The sequence below is a fragment of the Sulfitobacter sp. W027 genome (assembly GCF_025143985.1).
GTDB lineage: Bacteria > Pseudomonadota > Alphaproteobacteria > Rhodobacterales > Rhodobacteraceae > Sulfitobacter.
This window is the reverse complement of the sequence record NZ_CP083564.1, coordinates 171277-189042: the sequence shown is the minus strand read 5'-3', so window position 1 is coordinate 189042 and position 17766 is coordinate 171277. Positions and strand designations below refer to the sequence as shown.

At 60.0% G+C, this 17766-nt stretch carries 13 protein-coding genes; 1 reads left to right on the top strand and 12 read right to left on the bottom strand.

The window, feature by feature from the left end; translation table 11 throughout:
• Positions 1–48 precede the first annotated feature (48 nt).
• The 11 genes from K3759_RS00880 to K3759_RS00830 all read right to left on the bottom strand — a co-directional run bounded on the left by K3759_RS00880 (position 49) and on the right by K3759_RS00830 (position 15415).
• Complete coding sequence (locus K3759_RS00880) at positions 49–1152, bottom strand: CaiB/BaiF CoA-transferase family protein (RefSeq protein WP_259983716.1); 1104 nt, start codon at positions 1150–1152, stop codon at positions 49–51.
• Positions 1149–2120: a C45 family autoproteolytic acyltransferase/hydolase gene (locus tag K3759_RS00875; RefSeq protein ID WP_259983714.1), complete on the bottom strand. Its 972-nt coding sequence runs from the start codon at positions 2118–2120 to the stop codon at positions 1149–1151. Before K3759_RS00875 ends, K3759_RS00880 begins: the two co-directional genes overlap by 4 nt.
• A gap of 17 nt (positions 2121–2137) precedes the next feature.
• Positions 2138–3595 (bottom strand): biotin carboxylase, encoded by a 1458-nt coding sequence (locus K3759_RS00870; RefSeq protein ID WP_259983712.1) that lies wholly within the window; start codon positions 3593–3595, stop codon positions 2138–2140.
• A gap of 17 nt (positions 3596–3612) precedes the next feature.
• A complete protein-coding gene (locus K3759_RS00865) occupies positions 3613–6348 on the bottom strand; it encodes an aminotransferase class I/II-fold pyridoxal phosphate-dependent enzyme (RefSeq protein WP_259983710.1) in 2736 nt (911 codons plus the stop codon).
• Between the two features lie 66 nt (positions 6349–6414).
• The gene (locus K3759_RS00860) at positions 6415–7497 is read right to left on the bottom strand and encodes a carbon-nitrogen hydrolase family protein (protein ID WP_243261930.1); all 1083 of its coding nucleotides are present in this window, start codon (positions 7495–7497) and stop codon (positions 6415–6417) included.
• A gap of 67 nt (positions 7498–7564) precedes the next feature.
• A complete protein-coding gene (locus tag K3759_RS00855; RefSeq protein WP_259983708.1) occupies positions 7565–7996 on the bottom strand; it encodes a universal stress protein in 432 nt (143 codons plus the stop codon).
• 12 nt (positions 7997–8008) lie between these two features.
• Positions 8009–10762 carry a TRAP transporter permease gene (locus K3759_RS00850; RefSeq protein WP_259983707.1) on the bottom strand — a complete coding sequence of 918 codons (2754 nt, stop codon included), beginning with the start codon at positions 10760–10762 and terminating at the stop codon, positions 8009–8011.
• 102 nt (positions 10763–10864) lie between these two features.
• Positions 10865–11824: a TAXI family TRAP transporter solute-binding subunit gene (locus K3759_RS00845; protein WP_259983706.1), complete on the bottom strand. Its 960-nt coding sequence runs from the start codon at positions 11822–11824 to the stop codon at positions 10865–10867.
• 233 nt (positions 11825–12057) lie between these two features.
• Entirely contained in the window at positions 12058–13659 is a 1602-nt protein-coding gene (locus tag K3759_RS00840; protein WP_259983704.1) for an ABC transporter ATP-binding protein, read from the bottom strand.
• Positions 13656–14471: an ABC transporter permease gene (locus K3759_RS00835; protein ID WP_259983703.1), complete on the bottom strand. Its 816-nt coding sequence runs from the start codon at positions 14469–14471 to the stop codon at positions 13656–13658. Before K3759_RS00835 ends, K3759_RS00840 begins: the two co-directional genes overlap by 4 nt.
• A complete protein-coding gene (locus K3759_RS00830) occupies positions 14468–15415 on the bottom strand; it encodes an ABC transporter permease (RefSeq protein WP_259983701.1) in 948 nt (315 codons plus the stop codon). The genes K3759_RS00835 and K3759_RS00830 overlap by 4 nt, the downstream gene beginning before the upstream one ends.
• Before the next feature lie 250 nt (positions 15416–15665).
• On the opposite strand from K3759_RS00830, the gene K3759_RS00825 reads away from it, so the two are divergent.
• Positions 15666–16103 (top strand): HdeA/HdeB family chaperone, encoded by a 438-nt coding sequence (locus K3759_RS00825; RefSeq protein ID WP_259983699.1) that lies wholly within the window; start codon positions 15666–15668, stop codon positions 16101–16103.
• A 75-nt stretch (positions 16104–16178) separates the two neighbouring features.
• On the opposite strand, the gene K3759_RS00820 is transcribed toward K3759_RS00825, so the two are convergent.
• Positions 16179–17663: an ABC transporter substrate-binding protein gene (locus K3759_RS00820; protein ID WP_259983697.1), complete on the bottom strand. Its 1485-nt coding sequence runs from the start codon at positions 17661–17663 to the stop codon at positions 16179–16181.
• Between the last annotated feature and the right edge of the window lie 103 nt (positions 17664–17766).

Here is a 17766-nt window from a genome sequence, read left to right as displayed (position 1 = left end):
ACCTTACCTCTCGCCTTAGACTGCCCCCGGCCCTTTGGCCGGGGTTTTTCATGCGCGGATTAAATCTACGCCAATTTCAGCCAACACCGCATCGGTATCTGCACCAATCGCACGCGGCGGGCTGGGCATTTCCGGTGCGTTGGGGCCAAACCGTGGGGCGCGGCCCGATTGCAGCACGCCATCTACCTTCAGCACATTACCTCGTGCCGCCATCTGCGGATGGTCCGGCGCTTCGGAAAAGCTGAGCACCGGGGCCACGCAGGCATCCGACCCGTCGAAATGCGTGGCCCAGTCGTCACGGCTGCGGGTGGCAAAGATCGTAGAGAATTCGGCGATCCGTGCGGGCCAAGTCGCCGTGTCATTTTGGCTCGCGGCAAGCTCTGCGGGCAGGCCCAACTTTTCCAACAAGATCGCGTAGAATTGCGGCTCTAACGCGCCAGCGGCGATGAATCTGCCATCGGCACAGGTGTAGCAGCGGTAGAATGGCGCGGCCCCATCAAGCCAATTTGTAGCACGCTTTTCCGTCCATGCCCCTTGGGCCAGCATCCCATGGATCAGCCCCATCATCGCAGGCACCCCGTCGACCATCGCCGCGTCGACCACTTGGCCTTTGCCTGTCACACCGCGCTCGATCACCGCTGAGAGGATGCCGAACAGCAGGAACATCGTCCCGCCTCCGTAGTCCGCGACCATATTAAGCGGCGGCACAGGGGGCGCATCCGCGCTGCCCATCGCGTTTAAAGCCCCTGTTAGAGCCAGATAATTGATATCATGCCCCGCCGTCTGCGCCCATGGGCCGGTCTGGCCCCAGCCGGTCATTTGGCCATAGATCAGCTTATCCGGGCACTCCTCGGGCCCGAGGCCCAAACGCTCCATCACGCCGGGGCGGAACCCTTCGATCAGCACATCGGCAGAAGCGATCAGCGCCTGCGCTGCTGCGATGCCTTCGGGGGATTTCAGGTCCAGCACCACCGACCGCTTACCGCGCCGGTTGATGTCAGATGGGTCTGGCGGGGCCGCTTTGCGGTCAACCGTGATGACATCCGCGCCCAGATCGGCCAGCAGTTGCCCAGCCAGCGGTGCGGGGCCAAGCCCCGAAAACTCCACCACCCTTAATGAGGACAGCGGCCCCTTGCGCACCGCGCCGCTCATGCCGCCCCCGGCACCAGCACCTGCCGCGCGCCTTCGGTGAAATCAGACAGTGACAGCGCCCATGTCGTGCCGGGCCAGCGCAACTCCATCTCACGTTTTCGCGGTCGGTAGACAGCGGTATAAAGCGTGCCGAAACCGGCGTTAAAGGCCGTGGAATAAAGCGGCGGCTTCAAAAACGCGCCGATAAACTTCTCCTCCGGGTCACGGTGTAGGCGCAGACGTTGCAGAAGATAGCGTTCCCGCTCAACCGTCGCTGTAAACCGCGCGTGGCTGATCCATTCGACATTCTCTTGATGGTTTGTTGCCACCGCGGCACGGGTGATAACCGCCGGGCGATCTGGGGCCATCATCGCGGTCAGATAGTTGCGCTTACGGTCTAGCACGGTGACATTGTAGCTCATATGCGTCGGCACGCGCGATAGCACCTCGCCCGCCTCCTGCGCGGTTTCGCAGGTTTGCAGCGCATAGCGCAGGATCAGCGGAACGCCGAAGCCTTCGCCCACCACGCGCCGCCCGCCGAAGGTCAGCGAGATCGACAGTCCCGCGTCATTCACCCCGTCAACCAGCCCCCAAAGCCCGTCCGAAGTGCCCATGACCTGTCGCCCCTGCCAACCGGTGCGCAGCACCATCGCGTCAAAGGCATTGGGGTTATAGTCATAGTTGCGCACCATGACCGGCTCTTTTCCCGCCCAGATCGCCTGCGAACAGGCCGAAAGATAGGGCGGCGGACAATAGAAACTGAGGAACCGGGCCGCGTGATCGCCGCCGCCCGCGAGGGTGCAAAGCTCGTCATAGAGCGGCACCATTTCAGGCATGTGTTTGGCCAGCGCGCGGCGGCATTGGGCATAGGTCGGGCGCGCGGCCTCCCCCTCCTTCAGCCACCACGCGTGGTAGTCAGGCCAATAGGCCGCGAAGAGGCCGGCCCACTTGGGGCCGGGCTGGTCTTCGGACAGTGCGCGCCAATACATCGCGGCCCTTCATCTCGTTACAGGATCTTGAACGCCGGGTCAGAAAGCTCCGGACCGGCAGAAGCGGTGGGCAGGGGTTTGCCATCCACCGCACGCTTGATCCCGTGGATCCACTTTTTCGCGCGCTCATTCAACTGGAAAGACTTCGTCATTGAACGACCCCGCGTCACAAGGATGCCAATGTCGGCCCCTTCATAGCGGTAATCGCCCGGCTGAAGGATGCGCAGGAAAAAGGCTTCGTTCTCCGATTCCACCGCGCGGCGGTGATAATCGAAGCGGTCAAAGACCACGCTGCCGTCTTCCTTCATCTTATAGATGCCGGTCTCAGGCGCATCGGTACAGATGTCGACGCTGTCATCGGTGTGCTTGATCACCATCTGGCTCCAACCATCGATCATCTCAGGGTCGGCCCAGCGGGCGTTTAGCTCATCCACATCCAGATCGAATTTCTTCCGGCTGAACTCGAGCAAGTGGAACAAGAACAAAGGCGCGTCGGCATGGGCGAAAGCCGCGTGGTTGGTCATCGAAGACGCCCCGGTGATGCGCGGGTTCAACTCGCCCAGCCAAAGATCGCCGGTTTTTTTGTCGATCAGGAAATCGAGTTCGAAATAGCCGCGATACCCTTCTTTGCGCAGTTGCTCACCAAACTTGAAGGTCAGATCGCGGGCTTTCTCGCGCACCTTAGGCGGGAAGGCGGTTGCAAGAATTTCATTTCCGCACCAGCCGCCGCGATAGGGGGTCAGCTCTTTGAAGCCGACCAGCTCGGTCATCAGCGGACCAACGATCGTGCCTTCCTTTGTGGCGCAGGCCTCAATCGCCGCACCCCGGCAATCGATGCGCTTCATGATCTTGATCTCGCCCTCGCCGATGATCTCGCTCTCATGGCGGCGGAAATCAGCTTCGGATTTGATGAAGAACGTCGTGTGCCCGCTGTCGCCGTAAGCCGACTGCAACACCAAGTCATTGCCGATCCCGGCCTTCTCGCAAGTCTTTTTCAGATCTTCATAAGACTTCACCTCTGCCAATACATTGGGCACCGAGGGCACACCGGCCTTGTTGCCGATGCGGACGGTCTCGATCTTGTTGTCCATCGACTGGCGCAGCTTGGCTTTGGGGAACCAGACGTCGGCGCCCAGCTCTTTCGACAGACGCTCGGTTTCCTCGTCGAACATCAGGAAAACAAACTTAGGCTTGCCACCGCGGCGCTTGATGAAGTCGATGACCTCCTTGTGCTGCAGCAGGTAGTTGTTGATGTCCTCGATGCTCTGGAACTCCGCATGCGGCTGTTCCGAGGGGCAAAAGACGTTGGGATGCTTGCCGCCGTAGCAGTCGATGTAGCAGATATATTTAAAGTTCTTCACCCATTCATCCAAGCCCAACAGGTTAAAGTTGGTGGCCGAAATGAAATAAATCGGGTCTTCGTTTCGGTGAAAGAACCGGCGGATTTCAGAGATATTTTTAAGTACTGTTGCCATGTGGTTGGTCCTTTTGGTCAAACGGGTGAAGAAGAAAGGTCTTTGCTGCGGACACGGTTAAGCGCATCGGTGGTAAAAACGCGCAGGCCCAGATCGGGCCGGTATCCGTGGATCTCGCTCACGTCCAAGGCGCGCATGAAATCGAGAATTTCCTGACTGACGACCTGTCCGGGGACAAGGATCGGGAAGCCGGGCGGATAGGGAATGATAAAACTGGCCGAGACCACGGTCTCGCCCGCGTCCATCGCCTCTTGGAGCGAGCCGTTCAGGTCGAGATAGTCACAGTTTTTCTCATCATAGGCGAGGAAGAAAGGGGTGCGAATGTCCCCCTCGGGCGTATCCGCTGCGCGGAAAGCATCGTGGAATTTGCTGAAATCCGGCAGCGGGGGGTAGTTTTCCATTAAATTGGTCACACGCCGGTCAAACGACAGCCGTTCCATCCGGCTGGCGTCATCCAGAAGATCATCAAGCGATTTGGCGATCTCGACCAGCACTTCGATCAGATAGGCGACCGAAGAGCGCGTGGTGCCGATGTTGGTCATGAACAACACGGTATTGCGCGAGGTCTTGTTGATCTGGATGCCGTATTTATCCATCAGGATCTGCGTCTTGAAGGTATCGCCATCCCAGCCGGTGCCGCCCACGGCAAGGGTCACGCGGGTGGCGTCGAGCACAAACTCATCCTGCTCCCAACAATCCCACATATCAGTCCAGCCCTGCTCTACGTCATAATAGCTGGTGACGCCGCTTTCGCGGTGCTGTTCGGGGATCATGTCGCCGGCGGAAAGCACTTTGAAATACTTCCGTAGCAAGGCGTGTTCGCTGATCGCGCGGCGCATAGACATCGCCGCTTCGACCTGCCGCTGGACAAACTCGAACCCTTCGAGTTCGACTTGACGTCGGCCAACATCCAGTGAGGCGATGATCTGGTAGTTCGGCGAGGTTGAGGTGTGGGTCATGTAAGCTTCGTGGAAGCTCTGCTCGACCTCCCCTTTGAAGTCCTGATCGTTGACGTGGATCATTGAGCCTTGGCGCAGAGATGTTAGCGTCTTGTGGGTTGATTGCGTGGCATAGGCCCGCACCCGCGCGTGGGGCGGCGGGATCAGCCGGGTTTTAAGTAGGGACTCGTCATCCGCGTCTTTCAGCGTTTTCTGCTGTGCCTCATAGGCGTCGGCATGGGCGTCAGACTTGAATTTCTCGCGCAGGGTGTTGGCTGCGTTCATCGCCGTTCGCTGGCGATATGTGGGACTAAACCGGGCGAAAGCAAACCACGCCTCGTCCCAGAGGAAGATAAGGTCGGGCTTAATCGCCAGACATTCCTCCATCACCCGCTCCACGTTGTAGACCAGCCCGTCAAAGGTGCAGTTGGTCAGCAGGAGCATCCGCACCCGGTCGAGCTTGCCCGCGGCCTTCAGCTCAAGCAGACGCTCTTTGATCTCGCGCAACGGCACCGCGCCGTACATTGAGTATTCATTGAGCGGATAGCTGTCGAGGTAGCTGACCTGTGCGCCGGCCAGCACCATTCCGTAATGGTGTGACTTGTGGCAGTCGCGGTCGACCAGCACGATGTCGCCGGGCCGGACCAGCGCCTGCACCACGATCTTGTTGCAGGTCGAGGTGCCGTTGGTGGCGAAAAACGTCTGTTTAGAGCCGAAGGCACGGCTGGCAAGTTCCTGTGCCTCTTTGATCGGGCCGTGCGGTTCCAGCAGACTGTCGAGCCCGCCGGAAGTGGCCGAAGTCTCTGCGAGGAAGATATTGGGCCCGTAAAACGCCCCCATGTCCTGAATCCAGTGGCTGCGGGTGATCGACTTGCCGCGGCTGATGGGCATGGCGTGAAAGACACCGGTTGGCTGTTTGGAGTATTCCACCAACGCCGTGAAGAAGGGCGATTTGTTCCGCGCCTGTACCCCGCGCAGGATGTTAAGGTGCAGCTCCATAAAGTCTTCTTGGTTGTAGAAAACCCGCCGACAGATGCCCAGATCAAGCCCGGCGATGTCCTCAACCGAGCGTTCGGTCACGAGATAGGCGTCCAATTCGGGGCGGACCTTGGCGATCATGCGGCAGAGTTCGGGGCCATAGCTTTCCGGTTCCAGCGCATCAATCTCATCGCGCCCCCCCGCGCGGGCAAGGTAGCGGGTCAGGATCTGCTGATCGACTTTCGACTTCAGCGTCAGCCCCGGACGCACCACAATCGCTTGGATGTTGTGGTTGAACATCACCGCAATCAGCGCGTCCTCAAGGCTGGGCACCACGACCGCCTCATAGATAAACGGGTCTTCGGTGCGGCGCATGCGGGTGACGTTGCTGCGCAGCCAGCGCTCTTGCTGTTCGCTTACATTGTCGACGATCAGCACTTCGAAATAGGGTTTCGCCAACGCCCGTGCCTCGGGCGGGAGCATCGCCTCGTCGTCGTGCTCGTCCTGATCCAGACTGTCGCGTTCCAGTGGGATCGTGCGGCGGCGATAGGCGCCGGTGGTCAACGCGCGGGTCACACGGTTCACTGCAAAGGCCAGATCCTCGAAATTGCCATGCGCGAACTGGCGGCGCATATGGTCAAAGGCGCTCATCCCCGGGAAGGCCCAATAGGGCTCAATCAGGGCCAGCGAGTCGAACAGCGCCTCGATTTCCTTACGCCCTTGTGCCGCGCCCTTGTTCTTGGGGTCACGTGCCATGGCGGTGGTGGCGGCGCGCAGGGCGCTCCACCGATCCGACCGCAGTTGAATGGCCGAGGAATAGTCGTTCATAGAATGCATCAGTCGTCCTCTGCTGGAGGGCCGACCGATGCTTCAGGTCACGCTTTGCGCGAACCTCGCCCCGGCCTAGCCGCTGGTATTTTCGTTCAGCCCGGGTGTGTCGGGCGTTGTCTGTGGATCGGGCATCGCCGCCGCGGGGGCTGCGGGTACCGGTGCTTGGGCCACCTCCGGCGCAGTGCCGGCGGTGGGGCTGGCTAGCGGCTCGGGTGGGAAACCGTTCTTGCCTTTGTAGGTCGGAATATCGGCAGGCACCTGTTGCGCTGGCACATCGACATGCAGACCCGCGCGGCTGCCCTGCTGTGGAATCTCAAGCGGACCGAGGGTGTGCAGGAAGGCATCCGCGCCGCTCTCGCGGTCATAAACAGGGAAGTCTGTCGGGCGGTCCCGGAAGGATTTAAGCAGTTGGCCCAAGCCTTTCATGCCCGTTTCACGCTGGCGGCGCACCATGTTGAGATCGATCTCAATCGGGAACATGTCTTCTTGGCCTGCCGACTGGTGCAAAACCATTGAGGTCGGATCAACCACGCAGGACTTGCCCACACCGCCCGCGCCAAGGCCGTTCACGTCAAAGATATAGCACTGGAACTGCGCCGCCGTGGCCCGCGCGATGGCAAGCTCTGCGTCGCGGTCCGTAGTGCCGGTCAAAACCGGGTGCAACAGCACTTCGACGCCTTGAGAAGTCAACTGCCGCGTCGTTTCGGGGAACCACATGTCATAGCAGATCGATAGGCCAAAGCGGCCCACATCCGGCACGTCGAAGATGCAGAACTCATTGCCCGCCGCGATCCCGGCCTCATAGGGGCGGAATGGGAACATCTTGGCATAGCGGCGCACCACTTCGCCCTCGGGGTTGATGACGACGGAGGTGTTATAGACCCGCCCATCTTCCGGATGCTTGAGGAACATCGAGCCGGGGATCAGCCATACGCGATGCCGCCGGGCAGCCGCCTGGAACTGCTCAATCGTTTCATTCTCGGGTGGCAGGGCAAACCGGTCAAGCGGGCCAAAGGGCGCCAATTCGGAGAACAGGACCATCTGCGTCCAAGGAAAGCGCGCCATCAGGATGTCGAGCCGCTGGATCATGCCCTCAACATTGGGCTGGAGGGCGTTGACGTACATTTGCACGCCGGCAATCGCGAAGGGGGTCATGCGTGAATACTCCGAACAACGCGGCGCAATGGACCATTTCCCTGCTTATCTCCGCGATCCACGTGTCTTACGCCCTCACGACCAGAACGGAAACAGGCGAACGGCGCACAATGCGGTCTGCGTTGGAGCCGACGAGGAATTCGCGCAGGCTGTCAGGGTGCTCAGATCCCATGACCACCAGATCGGCGTTTGATTTCTTTATCGTTTTCAGCGCCTCTCGGTGGATCTTGCCGAATTTTAGGTGCTGCTTCACCTTTACGTCATCAGGCACTTCCTGCTCGACAAGTTTTTCCAGCGCCTTGGCCGCGCGGCCTGTGGCCTGTTTTTCGTAGTCGGCGGGGAAAAACCCTTCGACCAGCGGCGTGCCCATGTCCGGCACGACAGAGAGGATATGCAAGGTGCCTTTGGACAAGCGGATCATATCAATCGCCTGAGGGAGCGCCTTTTCCCAAGATTTAGGGTCGCTCAGGTCAACGGTCAGCAGAATATTGTCAAACATGGTGCGCCCTCCTCAGGCTGTCGCGGGCTTGCGCGTTTCGCGCGCAGCACGGCCCCGTTGCAGGAAGACGACCAGCGCCAGCAGCAAGAGCGCGGGGATGAACATCCAATACTTGCTGGGCTGGGGCACGGGTTTAAGTACGCGCAGCACTTCTTGATCCCAGTCCAGACCGGCCGATTGCGCGGGACTGTCGTAGATCACATCGTCGATGATCATCTTATCGCCTTCCTCGCGGAACATCAGACCCGAAGCCTCCAGCTTCTCGGCCCCCGTCTCTCCCGCGCCAATCGGCAGCAGCGCCACGAACTCCAGCGGATCGCCCAGATCGTTCACGCCCGACACCCGCAGTCGGAGCCGTTCGCCCGCCGGTGTTTCCTCAGCCGCCTGCACGATCTCGGTCGGGGCCTCTTCGCTATAGGGGGGTGAGATCATGTCCATCCAAAAGCCCGGACGGAACAGGGTAAAGGCGATCAGCAGCAGCGCGATGGTCTCATAAAAACGGTTGCGGGCTAGGAACCAGCCTTGAGTAGCCGCCGCGAAAAGCAGCATCGCAATAGTCGCCACGACAAAGATGAACAGCCCCTGCCCCCAGTTGACCCCGATCAGCAGCAGTTCCGTGTTGAAGATAAACAGGAACGGCAGCGCGGCAGTACGCAGGGAGTAGAAGAAGGCGACCAAGCCAGTGCGGATCGGATCACCGCCCGACACGGCGGCGGCGGCGAAACTCGCCAACCCCACTGGCGGGGTCACATCGGCCATGATGCCGAAGTAGAAGACGAACAGGTGCACCGCGATCAGCGGCACGATCAGACCGTTCTGCTGGCCCAGCGTCACGATCACTGGGGCCAGTAGCGCCGACACGACGATGTAGTTGGCTGTGGTTGGCAAGCCCATGCCAAGGATCAGCGACAGCACCGCCGTCAGGAAGAGGATGGCAAGGATATTGCCGCCAGACAGCACCTCGACCACATCCGCCAGCGCCGAACCAACGCCGGTCTGACTGACTGCGCCAACGATGATACCAGCAGTCGCCGTGGCAATACCGATACCGATCATGTTACGGGCACCGGTGACCAGACCGTCGATCAGGTCAAGCACACCCGCTTTCACGTCGTTCACGAACTGGCTTTCGCCACGGAACATCGCCATCAACGGGCGCTGTGTCAGCAGGATAAAAATCATATAAGCCGCAGCCCAGAAGGCCGAGAGGCCGGGCGACAGGCGATCAACCATCAGCGCCCAGACCAGCACGACCACGGGCAGGATGAAATGCAGCCCCGACCGCGCGGTCGGCCCGGGCATCGGCAGCGATGTCACCTCAGCATTGGGATCGTCCAACTTGAGCGGTTCTTCTTTACTCGCCACATAAAGCAAGCCGACATAGACCGCCGTCAGGAAGACAAAGATGATGTAGCCCGCCGTCTCAGGGAAGGCCGGGCGGATCCAGCCCATCAGGTAATAGACGGCAAAGGACAGCGCGCAGATCGCGATGATCGCAAAGGCGATGCCGATCAACTGTTGCACCAGCGGCTTGGGCGTATAGGCGCGGGGCAGACCCTGCATCCCGGCTTTCATCGCCTCAAGATGCACGATGTAGACCAGCGCGATGTAGGAAATCACCGCAGGCAGAAAGGCGTGTTTAACCACGTCGAAATAGGGGATGCCGACATATTCGACCATCAAGAAGGCCGCAGCGCCCATGACGGGTGGCATGATCTGCCCGTTGACCGACGATGCCACCTCGACCGCGCCCGCTTTTTCCGAGCTAAAGCCGACCTTCTTCATCAGCGGAATGGTAAAGGTGCCGGTGGTGACAACGTTGGCGATGGAGGAGCCAGAAATCAGGCCGGTCATCGCCGAGGCGACAACCGCTGCCTTCGCCGGACCGCCACGCATATGGCCCATGAGGCTGAAGGCAACTTGGATAAAATAGTTACCCGCGCCCGCCCGGTCGAGTAGCGAACCGAACAATACGAAAAGGAACACGAAAGAAGTCGAGACGCCAAGCGCGATGCCAAAGACGCCTTCGGTGGTGATCCACTGGTGGTTTACGATCTCGCTCAGGCTGTTGCCTTTATGCGCGATGATGCTGGGCATTTGAGGCCCAAGCACGGTGTAGAACAAAAACAGGCTCGCCACGATCATCAGCGCGGGACCAAGCGCGCGACGGGTGGCTTCAAGCAGAATTAACAGTCCGGTAACCCCGGCGATATAGTCAGGTAGGATCGGCGCGCCGACGCGGTTGGCAATCTCGCGGTAGAAGATAAAAAGATATAGTGCGCAAAAGGTGCCGACGATGGCCAAGGCCCATTCCCAGATCGGAATGCGGTTCTTCGGGGAGCCGAGGAGCACCGTGGCAATGACAAAGGCTGCGGGGATCGGGATCCACCAAACGGCGGTCGAATCCTTGGTGCTGACCATAAAGAGTGCGGCCAGAACGGCAGGAACAATGACGCCAAGCGCCACCTGAAAGCTGGTGCGCGTGGCCGGGAACACCATGATGCCAAGGAATACGGCAAAGCCAAGGTGGATCGACCGGGCCAGCGTATCGTTGAAAAGGCCGACGGGCGAGGCGATATAAAGCTGGAACAGAGACCAAGCCAGCGCTACCAACAGCAGCAAGGTGCCCATCAACCCGCTGACCGACCGTCCGCCGGTGTCAGAAGAAGCGACAAGTTCGTCCAGTTCCGCTTGGCTCAATCCGCCCCGGTCACCGGTTGCGGCGGTTTCGACTGCCGCCGCTTGTTGCTGGTCCTTCTCAGACATATCGTCCCCCTGTCGGCTCCACCTTGGGATGGATGCGCATATTGTTTTTCTGGGTCTCTGACGGCAGCGTACTGCCGCCAGAGCTATCATGTCACGTGAAGATTACTCGATCCAACCTTGCTCTTTGTAATACTTCTCTGCACCGGGGTGCAGCGGAGCAGACAGACCGCCCGAGATCATCTCTTCTTGGGTCAGGTTCTCAAACGCCGGGTGCAGGCGCTTGAAACGGTCGAAGTTATCGAAGACGGCTTTGACGACCTGATAGACCACATCGTCATCCACATCGGCGGAAGTGACGAATGTCGCTTTCACGCCGAAAGTTTTGATGTCGCTGTCAGTGCCCTTGTACATGCCGCCCGGCACGGTGGCCTCGGCGTAATAGGGATTGTCGTCGATCAGACTTTGGATCGCGTCACCTTCAACAGGGATCAGCTTGGCGTCGATGGTCGACACGGCTTCTTGGATCGAACCGTTCGGGTGGCCCACAGTGTAGATGATCGCATCCACTTTGTTGTCGCCCAGTGCAGCGGCCTGCTCGGCAGGTTTCAGCTCGGAGGCCAGTGCAAAATCGTCCAGCGTCCAACCCTTGGCGTCCATCACGACTTCCATGGTGGCGCGCTGACCGGAACCGGGGTTGCCGATGTTGACACGCTTGCCTTTGAGGTCGTCAAAGGACTCGATACCGCTGTCGGCACGGGCGATGACGTTGAACGGCTCACCATGCACGGAGAAGACCGCGCGCAGGTTGTCGAACTTGTCGCCTTCGAACTGCGACGAGCCATTGTAGGCGTGGAACTGCCAGTCAGATTGGGCAACGCCCATGTCCATATCGCCCGCTTTAATCGCGTTGATGTTGGCGATGGACCCGCCAGTCGAGGGCGCGGTGCACTTGAGGTTATGATCCGCGGTACCGCGGTTCACCAGACGGCAGATCGACTGACCGACGACGAAGTAAACGCCTGTCTGGCCGCCGGTGCCGATGGTGATGAACTTTTCCTGAGCCATGGCCGCAGAGCCGGCCACCATGGCGCCGGTCATCGCGAGCATTTTGAACATTTTCATAAGATGTCTCCCATTGTTATATTGGCGGACCACCCTTTAGGCGGACACCATTGCATGCACAAGTAGAGCGCCGCAGCCTTCAGGCAACTGACCGGGCTTGGAAATTTCGCTTTACAATCAAGGCCTGACCTCCGTCACGCCCTTATCACGAGAATCCCCCGGTCAGGTTAGGTCGGATTGCAATTTTGATCAATCCGGACGCCCAGAGGGCACAGCAGACTGGGTAAAGTAAATCAGCCGGCCTGCGGACGCAGAACCGGCAAAACCGGCGCGGCTGCGATGAGCGATTGGGTGTAGGGGTGCTGCGGCGCGTCAAAGACCTGCGTCGTCTCTCCGGCCTCAACAATCTTGCCGGACTGCATCACCAGCACTCGATCCGTGACCGTGCGCACCACCGAGAGGTCATGCGAGATGAAAAGATAGGTCAGGTCATAATGGCTGCAAAGATCGGCCAGCAGATCAAGGATCTGCGCCCGGACCGAGACATCCAGCGCGCTGACCGCCTCGTCAAAGAGGATCAGCTCAGGCCGGATGATCAGCGCACGGGCAATGGCGATGCGCTGGCGCTGACCGCCGGAGAATTCGTGAATGTATTTTCGCGCATCTGCCGGGCGCAGCCCCACAGCAGTCAGCGCTTCGTCAATCGCCCGGGTCCGCTCCGTCCCCTGTGGCGGGTTATCGAGAAGGTGAAAAGGCTCTGTCACCAGACGATCCACCCGGTGGCGCGGATTGAAGCTGCCGAAGGGGTCTTGGAACACTACCTGCATCTTGCGCCGCACGGCGAGGTTCGGCTTCGTACCGGTAAAGACGGGCTGGCCATCAACGGTAATGCTGCCCTTCTGCACCGGCTCCAGCCCCAAAATCGCCCGCGTCAGGGTCGATTTCCCGCAACCGGATTCGCCCACCAGCCCCAGACGCTCGCCCTGGTTCAGGGTAAAGCTGAGGTCGTCCACCGCGCGGAACGTGCCCGGCGCACCAAACAGCGTTTTGCGCGGCAGATGGTAATCGCGGCAGACGCCTTTGACCTCCAACAGCGGCACGGGCGCGGGTGGCGTGGGCAGGTTGACCTCATGGCGGGAAGCCTCAAAGAGCATCTTGGTATAGGGGTGGCGCATGTCGCGCAGCAGGCTCTGAGTCTCTCCCTGCTCGACAATCTGGCCCTTGCGCATGACGATGATGCGGTCGGCCATATCGGCCACGACGGCAAGGTCATGGGTGATCATCAACAGCCCCATGCCGTCTTCGCGCGCCAGACGGGTCAGCAGGGTAAGGATTTGCGCCTGCGTGGTCACATCCAACGCTGTGGTCGGCTCATCCGCGATCAGCAGACGGGGACGCAGGGCGATGGCGATGGCGATCACAACGCGCTGGCGCTGCCCACCGCTCAGCTCATGCGGGTAGCGCGACAGGGGGAAGCGGTCTTGCGGCAGGCCCACGCGGGTCAAGGTATCGGCGGCGCGGGCCTCGGCCTCGGCGCGCGACACGCTCGGCTCATGCACGCGGATGGTTTCGGCCACTTGGCGGCCAATGGTCTGCACCGGGTTCAGCGCGGTCATCGGCTCCTGAAACACCATGCCGATGTCATTGCCGCGCACCCCGCACAGCGCCGCTTCGCTCATCTGGGTCAGATCATCATCGCCCAGCATCAGATGGCCCGTGGTCTTCGCGCCCTTGGGCAACAGCTGCATCGCCGCCAACGCGGTCATCGACTTGCCCGAGCCGCTTTCCCCCGTCACGGCCACGATTTCACCCGGCGCGACCGAGAAGGTCACCCCGTCGAGGATGCGCAGCCCGTGAATCGACAGCGAAAGATTAGAGACATTCAAAAGCGTCATGTACGTGCCACCCTCAGACGCGGATCCAGCATGTCCCGCAGCCCGTCGCCCATCAGGTTCAGCCCCAACACCGTTAGAATAATCGCAAAGCCGGGCATCAGTGCCATATGCGGCGCGATACTGACCATGGTTTGGGCGTCGGCCAACATTCGACCCCAGGATGGCACTGGTGGCTGTGCGCCAAGACCGACGTAGGAAAGACCCGCTTCGGCGAGGATGCCGAGGGAGAACTGGATGGTCCCCTGCACGATCAGCAGATTGGCAACGTTGGGCAAGATATGCTCGAACGAGATCCGCGCGGCGGATTTGCCCGCCACGCGGGCCGCCATGATGAACTCGCGCTGCCACAGCGACAGCGCCGCCCCGCGTGTGATCCGGGCGAAGACCGGGATGTTGAAGATGCCGATGGCGATGATCGCGTTGATCGCCCCGGCGCCAAAGACCGCCGTGATCAGAATGGCGATAACGATGGCCGGAAATGCAAAGACCAGATCATTGCCGCGCATGATGACCTCATCCACAAGGCTCCCGCGCCGCGCTGCGGCCCAAAGCCCCAGCGGCACGCCCGCGCCCATGCCGATCCCCACCGCCACCAACGCCACGGCGATAGATGTCCGCGCGCCGACCATGATCATGCTGAGGATGTCGCGGCCAAAGTGATCTGTGCCCATGGGATGGGCCAGCGAAGGGCTGTGCAGTTTATTGGCGATGTCGAGCCCGGCATAGTCATAGGGCGTCCAGACAAAGGAGATCAGCGCGGCCAGCAGAAAGACCGAGGTGAGCGCAGCGCCAAGGATCAAGTTGCGGTTCATGTGCGGGCCCTCAGCCGGGGATCAACGGCGGCATAGGCCAGATCGACAAGGAAATTCACCAAGATCACCGAAAAGACCAAGAGCATCACCACCGACTCGACCACGATCAGATCCCGCGCCGAAATCGACTGAAACACCAGCCGCCCAAGGCCGGGGAGGTAGAAAACCTGCTCAATAATGATCGACCCGGCCAACAGGAAAGAGAACTGCAGGCCGATGATCGTGAGTACCGGGATCAGTGCATTGCGCAGCCCGTGCCGCCAAAGCGCCTGTCGCGCGGTCAGCCCCTTGGCCCGCGCGGTGCGCATGAAATCTTCGCCCAAGACATCCAGCAGGGCCGAGCGCATGACCCGCGCGAGGATCGCCGCCTGCGGCAAGGCCAGCGCGATGGCAGGCAGGGTCAGGGCATGCAGCCCGGCGAAAAGCCCCTTGTCCCAGCCGACGAAACCGCCTGCCGAAAACCAGCGCAGGTTGATCGAAAAGATCAGCACGAGGATCATGGCAAACCAAAAGTTCGGCACCGCCACGCCCAACTGCGTCGCGCCCATTACACCGATGTCACCCGCCCGGCCCCGGCGAGATGCGGCATAGATGCCCGCCGGAAAGGCCACGATGACAGAGAGGAAAAGCGCATAGAGCGCCAAGGGTACAGAAACCCAGAGCCGGTCGCCGATCATCTCGGTCACCGGGGTGCGGTAGGTGTAGGACGTGCCGAAATTCCCCTGCAACATCCCGCCGACCCATTCTAGGTATCGCTCGGGTCGGGATTGATCGAGACCCAGCTCACTGCGCAGAGCGGCCAGCGTTTCGGGCTGGGCATTGAGGCCTAGCATAAAGGAAGCCGGATCGCCGGGGGCGACCTCAATAACCACAAAGATCACCAGCGACGCGACGGCGAGGCTGATGAGCAGGGAGAGAAATCTTTTCAACGCATAGCGTAACATAGCGCGGAGGTTAGGCGGCGCACTCGGGAGGGTCCAGAGCCCGCGCGCAGTTTCCACCCTGCAAAAGTGAAAAGCGCTGAAGTTTTTCGAATGGGAAGGATCGAGCCGGTCCCTATCAACGAAAAATATACGAGGCGCTGTGTCCTAGCGAGAAGCGGCGACGGTTTATCGCCGATTGCCGCTATGCGCTGGAACCATATCCGTTATGCGGGGTTGTCTTTGGGAGAACAGAGAAAAACTGGAGATTAAAATGAAAACGACTTTGAAAACACTTGCGATCGCTGGCCTTCTGGGCACCGTTTCCGCACCCGCTTTCGCCGCTGCTCACATGGACATGGCCACCATGACCTGCGCGCAGTATCAAGAACTCAGCGATGAAGACAAGATGGAAGTGGCTTCCATGGCAATTGCCGAGCTTGAAGATGGCGGCCACGGTGGCTCGATGATCACCGAAACCAAGAACGACGGAACTGAGCCGAGCGACACCTCTGCCGCTGAAGCGACAGACGCTGAAGAGACTGAAGACTCGCTGATCGACGACACAAAAGCTGTCGAAGATTCTGAGTCGGCAGACGAAATGGCTGACACTGAGATGCAGCAGGCTATGGAAGACTTCGTTGTGGTCTGTAACCAGAACCCCGATGCACTGGTCAGCGAAGCCGCAGCAAACATGCGTGGCAAAGACTAATAGGTCTTCGCTTTTAATAGAGAGGGCGCGCTTCACAGCGCGCCCTCTTTCGTTGTGCTTTAGATATTTATCTAATCACTCGGCCCAACTTACACCGCTCAGATCGGTGGCTTGGGTAGGTGCGTTCACCCAAAGCCCCTGCACACCGGCCTTAGCGATAGTCGGGAAAGCGAGTTGGAACAGGTATCCGTTCACGTAGTCTTCGGCGATGGTCTGCTGTGCCTTGGCCAGCATTTCACTCCGCGCGGCGGGGTCGGCGGTTTTGTTGAACTCCGCGATCAGAGACTGGAATTCCGCATTGTCATACTGGAAGTAATAGTCCGGATTGGCGTAGATGTTAATGTCCATCGGCTCTGTATGGCTGACGATCGACAGGCCGAAATCCTTGCCTTTGAACACGGTTTCCAACCACTGCGCCCATTCGACATTGGTGATCTGCGCCTTGATGCCAACTTCGGCCAGTTGCGCCGCGATGATCTCTCCGCCGCGACGGGCGTAGGATGGGGGCGGCAAATGCAATGTTGTCTCGAACCCGTTGGGGAAACCTGCCTCGGCCAGCAGCGCTTTAGACTTTTCGGGGTCGTAAGCGCTCATCTCCGTCAGATCGACATAGTCGGGATTATGCGGCGCAAAGTGGGTGCCAATGGGCGTGCCATAGCCAAACATGGCCCCGTCGATGATCGCCTGACGGTCAATCGCATGGGCCACGGCCTCACGGACCTTAACATTATCGAAAGGTTCACGCTTGTTGTTGATCGACAGGATCGTCTCCCCTTCTGTGGAGCCGATCAGCACCTGAAAGCGCGGGTCGGCCTCAAACTGGGGGATATTCTCTGGTGCGGGGAAGCCAGCGAAGACGTCAACATCCTCGGCCATGACCGAGGCGAAGGCCGCTGTCGGGTCAGAGATGAATTTGAAAGTCGCGCTGGCAAGGGCCGGCGCCTCGCCCCAATAGTCGTCATTCCGGGTCAGAGTGATCTTGTCGCCTTGGTTCCAGTTTTCAAACTTGAAAGCGCCGGTGCCGATTGGGGTCTGTTTGATCGTCTCGATGGATTCGGGTGCAACAATCACTGCATCGCCCCAAGCGAGGTTGAACAGCATGTTGCCATTCGGTCCGCTCAGTTTGACCTCAACGGTCTGCGGGTCAATGACGTTCACCTCGGAAATCGCGGCATAGAGGGCCTTTTGCGCGTTGGCGCTGTCTTCGGCGTTGATCCGGTCGAGGGTGAATTTCACGTCCTCGGCATCCATCGCGCTGCCGTCGTGGAAGGTGACCCCCTCCCGCAGTTTGAAGGTGTAGGTCAGACCGTCCTCGGAAATCTCCCAAGATTCAGCCAAGCCCGGCACGACTGAACCGTCGCCCATAAAGCGGGTCAGCCCTTCGAAGACGTTGGTGTAAAGCACCGAGTCGATCGCCCCGGCGGCGGCAGAGGTCGGATCGAGGTGCGGCGGCTCCAACTGCAGGGCGACGGTGATGTCATCTTTGGCAAGCGCTGTCGTGGCGGCAACGGCCAATGCTGCACTCGCCACCCCTGTCATCAGGCGGTTCAAACGGTTCATGATGTTCTCCCATATTGGCGTATTTTTCCGGAGGCTAGCTAAAAGCTGCGCGGCACACCAGCATTCGTTGCCAAGCGCGCGCGGGAAGGGTATCGCGGGTCCT

What these genes read in the sequence shown, in the direction of transcription:
- K3759_RS00825 (WP_259983699.1), top strand. Translation starts at nt 15,666, where the DNA reads ATGAAAACGACTTTGAAAACACTTGCGATCGCTGGCCTTCTGGGCACC.
- K3759_RS00855 (WP_259983708.1), bottom strand. Translation starts at nt 7,996, where the DNA reads ATGTTTGACAATATTCTGCTGACCGTTGACCTGAGCGACCCTAAATCT.
- K3759_RS00830 (WP_259983701.1), bottom strand. Translation starts at nt 15,415, where the DNA reads ATGTTACGCTATGCGTTGAAAAGATTTCTCTCCCTGCTCATCAGCCTC.
- K3759_RS00865 (WP_259983710.1), bottom strand. Translation starts at nt 6,348, where the DNA reads ATGCATTCTATGAACGACTATTCCTCGGCCATTCAACTGCGGTCGGAT.
- K3759_RS00835 (WP_259983703.1), bottom strand. Translation starts at nt 14,471, where the DNA reads ATGAACCGCAACTTGATCCTTGGCGCTGCGCTCACCTCGGTCTTTCTG.
- K3759_RS00840 (WP_259983704.1), bottom strand. Translation starts at nt 13,659, where the DNA reads ATGACGCTTTTGAATGTCTCTAATCTTTCGCTGTCGATTCACGGGCTG.
- K3759_RS00875 (WP_259983714.1), bottom strand. Translation starts at nt 2,120, where the DNA reads ATGTATTGGCGCGCACTGTCCGAAGACCAGCCCGGCCCCAAGTGGGCC.
- K3759_RS00850 (WP_259983707.1), bottom strand. Translation starts at nt 10,762, where the DNA reads ATGTCTGAGAAGGACCAGCAACAAGCGGCGGCAGTCGAAACCGCCGCA.
- K3759_RS00860 (WP_243261930.1), bottom strand. Translation starts at nt 7,497, where the DNA reads ATGACCCCCTTCGCGATTGCCGGCGTGCAAATGTACGTCAACGCCCTC.
- K3759_RS00870 (WP_259983712.1), bottom strand. Translation starts at nt 3,595, where the DNA reads ATGGCAACAGTACTTAAAAATATCTCTGAAATCCGCCGGTTCTTTCAC.
- K3759_RS00880 (WP_259983716.1), bottom strand. Translation starts at nt 1,152, where the DNA reads ATGAGCGGCGCGGTGCGCAAGGGGCCGCTGTCCTCATTAAGGGTGGTG.
- K3759_RS00845 (WP_259983706.1), bottom strand. Translation starts at nt 11,824, where the DNA reads ATGAAAATGTTCAAAATGCTCGCGATGACCGGCGCCATGGTGGCCGGC.
- K3759_RS00820 (WP_259983697.1), bottom strand. Translation starts at nt 17,663, where the DNA reads ATGAACCGTTTGAACCGCCTGATGACAGGGGTGGCGAGTGCAGCATTG.